At 61.1% G+C, this 12406-nt stretch carries 9 protein-coding genes; 6 read left to right on the top strand and 3 right to left on the bottom strand.

Translation table 11 applies throughout. From position 1 onward, the window contains the following. Positions 1–104: 104 nt before the first annotated feature. Positions 105–890 (bottom strand): alpha/beta fold hydrolase, encoded by a 786-nt coding sequence (locus GRI38_RS02115; protein WP_237487411.1) that lies wholly within the window; start codon positions 888–890, stop codon positions 105–107. A gap of 895 nt (positions 891–1785) precedes the next feature. On the opposite strand from GRI38_RS02115, the gene GRI38_RS02110 reads away from it, so the two are divergent. The 3 genes from GRI38_RS02110 to GRI38_RS02100 all read left to right on the top strand — a co-directional run bounded on the left by GRI38_RS02110 (position 1786) and on the right by GRI38_RS02100 (position 5662). After that, the gene (locus GRI38_RS02110) at positions 1786–2250 is read left to right on the top strand and encodes a YybH family protein (RefSeq protein ID WP_272916418.1); all 465 of its coding nucleotides are present in this window, start codon (positions 1786–1788) and stop codon (positions 2248–2250) included. Between the two features lie 175 nt (positions 2251–2425). After that, on the top strand, positions 2426–3313 hold the full coding sequence (gene thiL, locus GRI38_RS02105; RefSeq protein ID WP_160681334.1) for a thiamine-phosphate kinase: 888 nt from the start codon (positions 2426–2428) through the stop codon (positions 3311–3313). A gap of 165 nt (positions 3314–3478) precedes the next feature. Beyond that, positions 3479–5662 carry a sodium-translocating pyrophosphatase gene (locus tag GRI38_RS02100; RefSeq protein WP_202389822.1) on the top strand — a complete coding sequence of 728 codons (2184 nt, stop codon included), beginning with the start codon at positions 3479–3481 and terminating at the stop codon, positions 5660–5662. A gap of 74 nt (positions 5663–5736) precedes the next feature. Here the strand turns inward: GRI38_RS02100 and uvrC are convergent, their stop codons facing one another. Further along, positions 5737–7665 carry an excinuclease ABC subunit UvrC gene (gene uvrC / locus GRI38_RS02095; RefSeq protein WP_160682418.1) on the bottom strand — a complete coding sequence of 643 codons (1929 nt, stop codon included), beginning with the start codon at positions 7663–7665 and terminating at the stop codon, positions 5737–5739. Between the two features lie 282 nt (positions 7666–7947). Between uvrC and GRI38_RS02090 the strand changes: the two genes are divergently transcribed. After that, complete coding sequence (locus GRI38_RS02090; protein ID WP_160681332.1) at positions 7948–8928, top strand: division plane positioning ATPase MipZ; 981 nt, start codon at positions 7948–7950, stop codon at positions 8926–8928. Here GRI38_RS02090 and GRI38_RS02085 read toward each other — a convergent pair whose 3' ends face one another. After that, positions 8929–11343 (bottom strand): TonB-dependent receptor, encoded by a 2415-nt coding sequence (locus tag GRI38_RS02085; RefSeq protein WP_160681331.1) that lies wholly within the window; start codon positions 11341–11343, stop codon positions 8929–8931. It lies immediately after the preceding gene. A 161-nt stretch (positions 11344–11504) separates the two neighbouring features. Here GRI38_RS02085 and infA point away from each other — a divergent pair, with 161 nt between their 5' ends. After that, positions 11505–11750: a translation initiation factor IF-1 gene (gene infA, locus GRI38_RS02080; protein WP_047806247.1), complete on the top strand. Its 246-nt coding sequence runs from the start codon at positions 11505–11507 to the stop codon at positions 11748–11750. 5 nt (positions 11751–11755) lie between these two features. Further along, positions 11756–12331 carry a Maf family nucleotide pyrophosphatase gene (locus GRI38_RS02075; protein WP_160681330.1) on the top strand — a complete coding sequence of 192 codons (576 nt, stop codon included), beginning with the start codon at positions 11756–11758 and terminating at the stop codon, positions 12329–12331. Positions 12332–12406: the final 75 nt, after the last annotated feature.

Genomic DNA, 12406 nt, shown 5'->3' with positions numbered 1-12406 from the left:
GTTTGTGTGGCGAACCCGACCGTTAGCTAACGACCCGACAAAGGACCTTGCAATGGGACTGTCCCCTGCTTTCGCCTCACTTTGCGAGCCGGCCAATCGCAGTATTATCCCGATGCCGAGGTGCTCATTGCATGCAAAATCACGCGAATGGTCTCCTCTGGCTGATCCCACATGGGAAAGTGTCCGCTACGTTCGAACCAGTGCAGCGTCGCTTCGGGAAATGCTTTGATCGCGCGATCCGCCTGCTGCGGTAGACACAGCCGATCCTTGCGTCCCCAGCCGATCACAACGGGCTCAGCTGTTTTCGCAGGTCCCTCTTGCATTGCGCCGTCGGCGAGGTCCTTCACGAGCGAATTGACGGTCCGCGTATTAGCCAATGACCTGAGTTCACGCGCGACGAAGGCCGGGTCGAGTTCCCAAGGCCTTGCAGAAAGCTGGGCCATCAGCGCGGTCCGGCCTGCGACATTTCCGGTAATGGCAGAAAGCGCCGGTCGCAGCGCGCGAACCAGGGCAACCGATGGCGTTATGGTCGCTTTGAAGAAGTTACGCTCCCACCCCTGCCAGAAGCCGCCCGGATCCAACGCGACAACCGCGCCCGCTCGGCCGCGCCGCGCCATCTCGAGCACCAGGCGAGCGCCCAACGAACTGCCAACCATATCAATATCTGTGAGATTCTTCGCGCCGAGCCAGTCGTCCAGACTCCGCGCGAGACCGTCGAACGTTCCGCTGTCGGCCTCTTCGGGTGTCTCCCCATGGCCGGGTAGGTCTATGGCGATCACCTCCCTGACTTGAGAAAGCGCAGGCGAGATCGTGTCCCACGAGCCGGAAGTAGCCCCTAGTCCGTGGACAAGGAGAAGGGGTTTTCCGCGCCCTGCGCGGGTAAAGTGCATGGTCATGTAATGGTAACGTCTCGCACCGACTTATGGCCCCGTAGATGTCGTCATCGCCCGAGGTGAGACCAAGAACGGACAGTCCGGTATCGGCCCAGTTGGGGTCGCTCAATCTCGTATCTTCGACGTCCGCTTTCCACCCCTGATCGGTCAGTTGCCACCTGTGCGGCGTCTACCAATAGCGGACGGGGCGATGTGGCAACCATCTGGCCAGATGCGTACCTGTAGCTAACTGCCGAATTGCGGACGAACGCTCGCCGCTTCATGGATGCAACATGACTGACGAACCGTACCGTTTTTCGGACGAGGGATGCTTCCCGCTCTCAATCCTCGGCGTCATATTCCTCCTGACCTTACTTCTAGACAGCTGCGTTTCGCGTGAAGTGGTAGCTCGCGCATATTCGCCAGACGGCAAGGTCGTGGCGAGGCTATACGAGATCAACGGCGGAGCATCGACCGACTTGGCTTACACGGTCCAACTCAGTAGGCCATGGCCACGATGGGATCATCAGGTTGCGGACTTTTATGGCGTGGTCCGTAATGACTGCGCTTACGGACTGGACATGAAATGGACGGACAAGGCCACGTTAGAACTCCGCTATCTTGAAGCTAAGTCCTCGTACGTCGAACAATCGGCCCAGGTAGGAGGAGAAGCGATACGGATTGTGCCCAAGCCTCATACGACTAGCCCCGATGCGCTCTGCGGCAGTATGCTTTACAACTTGCAAGGCAGGCCGCACGACGCTCGCTAAAGTTCGCTTTCCACCCCATGCCCGACATTCGCTGCCTGTCGGATAACAACCAAAGACCGGCCTGTCTGCCGCCCTCCTTTTCGGGCAGTCCGATACGCGGTAGTCTCTACCATCCCTTGCCCTAGCCGGAGTGGTAGGTCCGTATGAGAGTGTCGTTGACGATCCTGGCAGCAGCCCTTTTATCCAGCGCCTGCGCTCCCAATTCTCTGACGACCACGACGGCAACGAGTTCGGCAAGGGACGACGTCCGGTCATTCGAAGCAGAAGTCATGCAGTCCTACAATGCCGGAGACGCCGAAGCGGCCGCGCGACACTACGCGCCCGATGCATTCGTCTTCATACCCGGTCAGGAGCTGCGCACTGGTCGCGATGAAATAAGGGCGAATATTAGCCGGTTCATGGCCGATCCGAACTTTGCGCTGGCGTATGAGAACGAGAGGCTGGACGTGGCTGCGAGCAATGATCTCGCATATAGCCGTGGCCTGCTGACGGTTTCCTATACGGACCCTGCGACCGACGCGGTGCGCACCATCCAAAGCCACTATCTGTTAGTGATGCGGCGTGATCCGAACGACGGGTGGCAGGTTGTCCAGGATATCTCGTTTTAGTTAAAGGCGCAGCCGCTGTTCACTCGATAAACGGATATCCGCTGGAACATTCGGAAGTTCGAAATTCGCGGACCCAGTGCGAAGAACGGATACTTTGGGAGGCCGCCCTCCTTTCGGAACAGCGCAAACCGCCTGACGGCAGACAGGACGGCCTGCACTTGCTAGTCGTCCTCGGATGAACGAGTTCGACTTCATCGCGGCGCTGCGCAAGCTGGCGCATCACCCGGCGGCGCGTGGGCTGGCGGACGATTGCGCGGTGCTGGAAGTCGGCAACGAAACGCTCGTGCTGACGCATGACGCGCTGGTCGAGGGCGTCCACTACCTCCCCTCGCAGGATCTTGCCGACGTCGCCTGGAAACTGGTCTCGGCGAACCTGTCGGATCTCGCGGCAAAGGGCGCGGAACCGGTCGGCGTGCTGCTCGGCGCGATGCTGGGCGATGGGGATGCGCGCTTCCTTGCCGGGCTTGAGGAAGTGCTGGCGGAATATGATGTGCCGCTGCTCGGCGGGGATACGGTCGCTGCGCCTGAGGGGGCGGCGCGCGCCTTCGGCTTGACGGCGATCGGGCGCGCGAGCGCGACGCCGGTGCCTTCGCGCAGCGGTGCGCGCCCGGGGGACGGCGTCTATCTGTGCGGCAGCGTCGGTGCGGCGATGATCGGGCTCGAGGACATACGCGGCGGTGCGGGGGACAGCAGTGCGTCCCTCGCCTATCGCCGACCACGCCCGCTCCTTGCCGAGGGACGCGCGCTCGCACCGCTGGTCAGCGCGATGATGGACGTCTCGGACGGGTTGCTGCTCGATGCGCGGCGCATGGCCGAGGCGAGCGGCGTGACCTTCCAGATCGACAGCGACGCCGTGCCGCTCTCCGCGCCCGAAGAACGACGCGAGGAAGCGCTGCGCTGGGGCGACGACTACGCCCTTCTCTTCACCGCCGAGCCGCGCTCCGAATGGCCGGTCGCGATTGCTCGGATCGGGACGGTAGGAGAAGCGAATTGGACGCCGCTGTTAATTGATGGCGAGGCTCCCTCGCCCGACGATGCGCTCGGCTATCGGCACGAGGGCTGAAACGACGCTTACCCCGCGCCCGACGACGCTAGGCCCCCTCTCGACATCATTGTGGATGCGCATTTCGACAATTCGTCGCGCGGATGGCTCTTGCCAGCGTCCGGCGATGACCTATACCTTCGCCCGGTCACCCGAACAATAAGCGGGGACTTGGGAAAAAAGGGGATGTTCGTGGAACTTGTAATAATTTCCATCGCGCTGGGGCTCGTCGCCGTAATCTACGGAATTATCACGTCGCGTCAGGTACTTAAGGCCGGCGACGGCAATGACCGGATGCGCGAGATCGCGGGCGCGGTGCAGGAAGGGGCGCAGGCCTATCTGAAGCGGCAATACACGACGATCGCGATCGTCGGCGTGGTAGTGGCTGTAATCGTTGCATATTTCCTCGGAGTGATCTCCGCTGCCGGCTTCGTGGTGGGAGCCTTGCTGTCCGGCGTCGCCGGTTTCATCGGCATGAACATCTCGGTGCGCGCGAATGTCCGCACCGCCGCCGCTGCACAAAGCGGCCTGCAACAAGGACTTACGGTCGCTTTCAGGGCCGGTGCGGTGACGGGAATGCTCGTGGCTGGCCTCGCGTTGCTGGCGATTGCGGTCTTCTTCTGGGTGCTCACCGGACCGATGGCGCTCGACCTCACGGTTCAGGCGGAAAAGCGGGAAGTCATCGACGCGCTCGTCGGGCTCGCCTTCGGCGCTTCGCTCATTTCGATCTTCGCCCGGCTGGGCGGCGGCATCTTCACCAAGGCTGCCGATGTCGGTGCCGATCTCGTCGGCAAGGTCGAGGCCGGCATTCCGGAGGACGATCCACGCAATCCCGCCACTATCGCGGACAATGTGGGCGACAATGTCGGCGACTGTGCAGGAATGGCTGCCGATCTGTTCGAGACCTACGTCGTGACCGTCGGCGCGACCATGGTTCTCACCGCCCTGCTCATCACCAATCTCGCGAGTGACGAGCTGTTCGCCCTGATGAGCCTGCCGCTGCTGGTCGGCGGCGTCTGCATCGTCACTTCGATCATCGGCACCTACCTCGTGCGGCTGGGCAAGTCGAACAACATCATGGGAGCGCTTTACAAGGGCTTCATCACCACCGCCGTCCTGTCGGTTCCGGCCATCTATCTCGCAACCACCATGGCGCTGGGCGACATGAACGCGGTGATCGGAGGGGTCGGCATCGCCGCCGAAACCGCCGTCGAGGTAGGCGTCGATCCTGCTTCCGTCGAAGCGGTCGAAGGTGTCGCGGGCGGCTTTACCGGCATGGATCTGTTCTGGTCGATGATGGTGGGTCTCATCGTGACCGGCCTCATCATCTGGATCACGGAGTACTATACAGGCACCGGCTATCGCCCCGTCCGGTCCATCGCGAAGTCGTCGGAAACCGGACATGGCACGAATGTCATCCAGGGCCTCGCCATCAGCCTTGAGTCGACCGCCCTGCCGACGCTCGTCATCGTGATCGGCATCATCGTTACCTATCAACTGGCAGGCCTGATGGGGATCGCCTTCGCGGCGACCGCGATGCTCGCCCTGGCCGGAATGGTCGTGGCGCTCGATGCCTATGGCCCGGTAACCGACAATGCCGGCGGGATCGCGGAGATGGCGGAACTCGACGAAACGGTTCGCGAGAAGACCGATGCGCTCGATGCCGTAGGCAACACGACGAAGGCCGTGACCAAGGGTTACGCCATTGGGTCCGCGGGTCTTGCGGCTCTGGTTCTGTTTTCTGCCTACACCGCCGACCTCGTCGAGTTCTTCCCGGCGCTGGATGTAAGTTTCAGCCTCGAGAACCCTTACGTCATCGTCGGCCTGCTGCTGGGCGCACTCCTGCCTTACCTCTTCGGAGCTATGGGCATGACCGCGGTGGGCCGTGCGGCGGGCGACGTCGTGAAGGACGTTCGCGCACAGTTCGCCGCCGATAGCGGCATCATGGCAGGAACAAGCCGGCCCGATTACGCGCGCACCGTCGATCTCGTCACGAAGGCGGCCATCAAGGAGATGATTCTGCCTTCAATGTTGCCCGTCCTGGCTCCGATCGTGGTGTACTTCGTCATCACGCTCGTCGCGGGGCAGGCCAACGGGTTCGCGGCGCTCGGCGCCCTCCTGCTCGGCGTCATCATCTCGGGCATCTTCGTTGCCCTGTCGATGACCGCAGGCGGCGGTGCGTGGGACAATGCGAAGAAATACATCGAGGACGGCAATCACGGCGGCAAGGGTTCGGAAGCGCACAAAGCGGCGGTGACGGGCGATACGGTAGGCGATCCGTACAAGGACACTGCCGGACCGGCGGTCAATCCGATGATCAAAATCACGAACATCGTTGCGCTGCTGCTTCTGGCCGCCCTCGCGTCCTGACGACTTAGCCCAAAAATGAAAGGCCGTCCGGTTCGCACCGGGCGGCCTTTTCTTCGCCTGAGTTTCCGCGCGTACTAATCGCCGGCGTGATAATAGTCCCAGATCGACTGCGCGACCGCTTCGCTGACGCCCGGAGCACGTTTCAGATCGTCTAGCGCCGCAGCCCTGACCTTGCTCGCCGTCCCGAAATGCAGGAGCAAAGCGCGTTTGCGCGTCGGCCCGATGCCAGGAATGTCGTCGAGCGGCGATGTCACGATGCTCTTGCTGCGTTTGGCACGGTGCGCGCCGATGACGTAGCGATGTACCTCGTCGCGCAGGTTCTGCAGATAGAACAGGACCGGCGAATTAGTCGGCAACGTCTTTTCCCGGCCATCGGGAAAGTGAAACACCTCGCGCCCCTCGCGCCCGTGATGCGGCCCCTTCGCGATGGCGATAAGCGGCACGTCCTCGATGCCCATCTCGGCGAGCGTGTCGCGAACGGACGACATCTGGCCCTTCCCGCCATCGATCAGAACGAGGTCCGGCCAGACCGCCTTTTCACCCTCGGTCTGGCGATCGGGATCGTCCTTGAGGGCGCGTGCGAAGCGACGCTCCATAACTTCGCGCATCATGCCGAAATCGTCGTTCGTCTGCGCGCTCTTGATGTTGAACTTGCGGTACTGCCCCTTCTGGAAACCTTCGGGACCTGCAACCACCATAGCTGCGACCGCTTTCGCGCCCTGAATGTGGCTGTTATCGTAAACCTCGATACGTTGCGGTACATCATCGAGTTCGAGAAACTCGGCCATCTCACACAGGGTTTTCGCTTTCGTGCCCGATTCCGCATGGCGGCGATCAAGCGCCTCCTTCGCGTTGCGCGCTGCCTGCTCCATCAGGTTGCGGCGCTGCCCGCGCTGAGGGACAGATATTTCGACCTTGTGGTCGGCAATTTGCGCAAACGCGCTTTCGAGAAGTTCGCGCTCGGACAATTCGCGATCGACCAAAATCGTGCGGGGCGGCGGTACTTCCTCGTAGAACTGAGCGATTACGCGTGCCAGGATGTCGTCTTCCTCCACCTCCTGCGTATGCGTCGGGAAGAACGAGCGATGGCCCCAGTTCTGACCGCCGCGAATGAAGAAAGCCTGCACGACGGTCGTTCCGCCTTTCGCCGCCAGCGCGAACACGTCCGCATTGCCGACGCCGCCCGGATTGATCGCCTGCGTTCCCTGGATGAAGGTCGCGGCGCGCAAACGATCGCGCAGCATGGCTGCACGCTCGAAGTCGAGATCGGCGGCAGCTTGCGCCATCTGTCCTTCGAGCTCTTCCTGCACCCTGCCCGACTTTCCGGCGAGGAAGGACTTGGCTTGACTGACGAGTTCGTCATAGCCGCCTTTGTCGATCCGCCCGACACAGGGCGCGCTGCATCGCTTGATCTGGTAGAGCAGGCAGGGCCGATCGCGATTTGAGAAAAAGCTATCGGTGCAGCTGCGAAGCAAGAACAACTTCTGAAGCGCGTTCAGCGTCGTGTTGACCGATCCCGCGCTGGCGAACGGGCCGTAATATTCGCCTTTCGCGCGCCTTGCGCCGCGATGCTTCTGGATGCGCGGAAAATCGTGGCCTGCGCGCAGAAGGATGAACGGAAAACTCTTGTCGTCGCGGAGAAGCACGTTGAACGGCGGACGATAGCGCTTGATAAGCTGCGCTTCGAGAAGCAGCGCCTCGGCTTCCGAATTGGTGACGACGATTTCCATCGAGCGACACTGGCTGACCATTCGTTTGAGACGATTGGTGAGACCGGCCAGCTGAGCATAGTTGGCGACCCGGCTTTTAAGCGAGCGGGCCTTCCCGACGTAGAGCACATCACCGCGCGCATCGAGCATCCGATAGACACCGGGCTGATGCTTCAGGGTACGCACGGTATCCTTGATGGTGGCGACGCCAGCTTCGAGGTCGGGCTGGGCGGACGCGATCGTACTGCGCGCCTTGTCCTCGTTGAACCGCTCCGCCCCGTGCGGATTGGTCATCCTGCCCGACCGGGCGCTTTCCCCGTTTCGCCGGTCTGTCTTGGAATTGCTGCTCGTCGTCGGCTTGGCCATGCCGGTTAGATAGCGATGCACGATTTCACTTAAAGCGAAACCCGTACGGCTCGATCAAAATTCGCTCCGTGTCTGACGATTCGGTAGAGTCGAAAACGCTTCTCGATGAGCGGCAAAGCCATGGAAGTGAGTTTCCTGTGGAAAAACTTTCCAAAAACTGCTTATGGTTAACGCGGGAACGGTCGAAAATTACGGGAAACAGGAAAATTTATGGACAATAGGACTGATGAACAGGGCGAATTCATCAATCGAGTGACTTTGCCCGAAATGGCGGAACGCGTCGTTGCCGATGTCCGATCCCGACAGTTGCCGCCCGGCCACGTCATCACGTTTGCGAACGAAAAGGGCGGCGTCGGCAAGTCCACCCTTGCCTTTCACTGCGCCGTCGCGCTCTCCAATGCCGGAGCGGAAGTGCTGGCACTCGATCTCGATTACCGGCAACGCACGCTCGCAACGGCGCTCGAAAACCGGCGCGGGACGGCGACCTGCCTATCCGTTGATATTGCCTGTCCCAATTACGCCGTCGTCGAGAAACAGACGGGCTCTGCACTCGTGCAGGAGATCAACCGGCTCGGCAGCAAGGCGCGCTTTGTCATTATCGACGCACCGGGGAGCGACACGCCGCTGGGACGGCGTGCGATCGCTCTTGCCAATACGCTGGTCACGCCGCTCAACGCCTCGTTCCTCGACCTGCAACAGCTCGGCAGGTTCAATCCTGTTTCCATGCAACTATCGGCGCCCGGCCCGTTCGCGGGTCTCGTCGGTGCAATCCAGGCTGAGCGGGTCAAAGTGGGGCAGGCGCCGGCAGACTGGGTGCTACTGAAGAACCGCGTCAGATCGAGCGAACAGCGCCAGCAGAAGCGGATCGACGAAGCGCTCGATCGCCTTGCCGATGTCTGGCAGGCGCGAACGGCGAGCGGGTTGAGCGAGCGCGTCGCTTATCGCGAATTGTTTCTTTTCGGGCTGCTACATGGTGACCTCAAGAAGATCCCGCAACTGCGGGCCTCTGCTCGCAAGGAACCGCAGGACATCGGACGGTTGCTTGCCGAGTTGCGGCTACCTCCGATGGGCATCGGCAGCTGCAACCGCAGGACTTCGCAAGCCCGTGTGCTCGAACGTACGCGCGAGAATTACCTCAAGTCCTTGCAGACGCATCTCGCCAGCGATCGCGTCGCCGGACGCGGGAACTGATCAGAACAGCTTGCGCAGCTCCACTCCGACGTAGCGACCGGTGGGATCGATAAAGAAGGGTTGATAGCGCAGCGGTGTCACGCCTGTTTCGTCACGCACGCGTTGGCGCTTATCGAAGACATTGTCGATATTCAGCGAAAGACGCGTTCCGTCGAGCGCTTCGGTGTCCTCGAACAAGCGTTCCAGATCGAAGAACGCGCGTAAATCGACCGTCGCCAGCGACCCGAACAGCAGATCGGGACTATCCGTCACGGCGTTGCCGTTGATGCGTGTCGGCGAGCGGTAATCGAAGCTAAGGATGGCCCCGTAACCCTTGTGAAAAGCGAAGGCATTGGCGGAAACGGAATGACGCGAGACGCCTCCCGTGTTCCCGATCGCGTCTCCTTCCAGAAGGTCAAGGCGTGGTCCGCCGGGCGATACGAGGATTTCACTCGCAATTTCGTAGGTATGATCGAGCGAAACGCGCCAGCGCCCCTGTCCGCCGGGCCGCTCCCCGCCCAATTGCGGCCCGCGTTGCCGCTCTTCTCCCTCGGGCGGTTCCTGATAGCGACCGATATCGCCCGAGACGTTGAAGGAAGTCCGCAAACGGCTCGCATTGCGCTCCGTGAAGGTGACCGGGCGCTGGTCGATCGCGACCAGTGTCCCGTCGGCAGCGCGGGTCACGCGGTTCGGAAAGGCCGCTTCGATAGCAGGCGTCAGTGTCGGAAAACCGACGGAGACGTCGTCGGAGCCCTCGTCGATATAGTCGAAATTCAGACGGGCATCGTCGAACAGATCGAAGCGATAGCTCGCCGAGACTTTCCAGTCGCGTTGCCGTTCCGCCTGAAGGTTAGGATTTCCGCCTGTCGTGATGTCGGCCAGGACTGTTTCGCCAGTAACGAAATCGAACACGGGGACGTTGGGTCGCAGGATTGTAGCCGCGCCGAGCTGCGTCAGACTGGGGGCGGTATCGCGCAACGTGTAATTGAGCGATAGGGTCAGCCGCTCCGCGGGGCTCCACGTCATGCCACTCTCGATTTCGGACAGAGTGCCGAAGTCGGAGAGATAATCGAGCCCGGCCCCGAGATTGACCGAAAGTTCGCCGATACCCTTCAACAAACCACGCGAACCGCGACCGAGCGGCACGCCCAAATTGAATCCAGCTTCGAAGCGGCTTCGTGACAAAGCCACGTCGTTCGACACGTCGAGCGTGCTGCTGCTTTCGATCCTGTTCCACTTGTATCCGGCATCGAGCGTCAGCGATACGTCCAGACCCGCAAGGTTCAGGGGCGTTCCACTCGCTGTCACAAGCGAGTCCAGGGTGTAGGTGCTGGTCGAGGCTCGCTCGATGTCCGGGCCGTTATAGGTCGGTAATGGCCCATCAATCGCAATGAGGTCGGCCAGAGCCGCTTGCCTTAGCGCTTCGGTCGGCGCAGCCAGGTCGGAGTCCGTCGATCCGTCCGTTGCAATCGCGTCGAGGGTTCCGGTGACCTGCCATCCCGATAGCGGCAAATCGAGGCTCGAGCCTAGCGAATAGGTATCTGTTCGCCCTACCGTCGTCAGGGGATAGGCGCGCCCAAAACTGCGAAATGCCTCGTTTCCATCTCCGTCGACCAAGAGGACCGTGTTCAATCCATCGAGCGATCGATTGTCCTCTCTCTCGAACGTGCCGTTCAGGCTGAACGAGCCGCCCGCCCCGCTCTCCCCCAGCCCTCTCGACCAGTTTGCGGTCAGTTCCAGCCCTGCGCTGTCGCCAATGAGCGTGCGATACCGGGACGGATCAGGATCGCCGGCCAAGACGGGAAGAGAGACGCCGATGCCGCGCTCGCTTTCGAAAAGCGGCGTCGTGTCGTTCAATTCCGCATTGATGTTCAATCGGTCCCGACCGTCGATCCGCAAATAGGTGCCTTCCATCTCGGTTCTGCGAAAACCGCCTGCCGTGGGCTGTTCGTATTCGAGTTCGAGTTCCTTGCTGTTGAAGTTGTCCTTCAGGATGAAATTCACGACCCGGCGATCGGCCGAAAAGCCGAACTGAAGCGCTACCTGTTCAGGCAGTATCTCGACTTTCTGAAGCGCCTCCGGGGGATAGGACCGCAATTCGCGGAAACTGGAAATACGCCGACCGTTTACGAGAAACACGGGGCGACCGCCACGCCCGGAACCCGAACGCGTTTGCGATTCGATCCGCTCGATAACTTCCTCGATCGAACCGGCGCCCAGTGCCTCGATATCGGCCTCGTCGAGCTCGGCGATCGGCGGCGCATCCGTTTGCACCTGCCCGCGAACGCGTTCGGCGACAACGACGATGGTATTGGCGGGAAGCTGCCCGTCATCATCGACGGCCTCAGGAACAATATCCTGCGAATGAGCGGTCGCCGGTAGCAGAAGGAAGCATAGCGCCGCGAGGCTCGACGCCGACAGGTTCAGTTTGGTCATGGAAGCCGATTGAGAAGTTTCGTTGTGAATGCACGCTGAGGGAATTTGTTTCGGTCCTGGTCGCCAATCGTCCATCCCGGATCCTCGACGCTTCCTTTTTCGCGAACCCATCGCTATGTGCTGCAAAGAATTCTCAATTGCTTACAGGAAAACCGAGTTACATGGCCAAAGAAGAACTTCTCGAAATGCGCGGTAAGGTAGTCGAATTGCTGCCCAATGCGATGTTCCGGGTAGAATTGGAAAACGGCCACGAGGTCCTCGGTCACACGGCAGGCAAGATGAGGAAGAACCGCATTCGCGTGCTGGTCGGCGATGAGGTGCTGTGCGAACTGACGCCTTACGATTTGACGAAGGCGCGCATAACCTATCGCTTCATGCCGGGTCGCGGCGGTCCCGGCCCGCAGTAATCTTCGTGACTGCGCCGACGCTCGTTCTGGCCTCTGCCAGTCCGCGGAGGCTCGAACTTCTGGCACAGATCGGCATCACGCCAGATCGCGTGGTTCCTGCCGATATCGATGAAACTCCGCACTCGAAGGAATTGCCGCGGGTCTATGCCGAACGCATGGCCTTGGAAAAGGCGAGCGCGGTTGATGCCCCTTATTGCCACGTCCTTGCCGGGGATACGGTCGTGGCTGTTGGCCGGCGCATCTTGCCGAAAGCAGAAAACGAGGATCAAGCGAGGGCTTGCCTCGACTTGTTGTCAGGACGGCGGCATCGGGTGTTTTCCGCCATCGCCCTGAGCGCGCCGGATGGCGATGTTCGTCTCAAACTCTCGGTCTCTGCGGTGAAGTTCAAGCGGCTCTCCGCCGAGGAGCAAGATGCCTATATCCGCTCGCAGGAATGGCGCGGAAAGGCGGGTGGCTATGCGATACAAGGGGAGGCTGCCGGTTTGATCAGTTGGTTGCAGGGCAGCCATTCGGGCGTCGTGGGCCTTCCCCTCTACGAGACAAGAACGCTCTTGCGTTCCGCAGGATTTGCCATTGCCTGACTGGCAAGTCGAACAAGGCATTGGCGAGGAGCGCGCAATTCTTTTCAGACGCGGCAAGCCGGTCGCCGCTCGCAT

The sequence above is a fragment of the Parapontixanthobacter aurantiacus genome, assembly GCF_009827635.1.
Lineage (GTDB): Bacteria > Pseudomonadota > Alphaproteobacteria > Sphingomonadales > Sphingomonadaceae > Parapontixanthobacter > Parapontixanthobacter aurantiacus.
The sequence above is the reverse complement of the archived record's forward strand: the minus strand, read 5'-3'. Positions and strand labels throughout refer to the sequence as shown.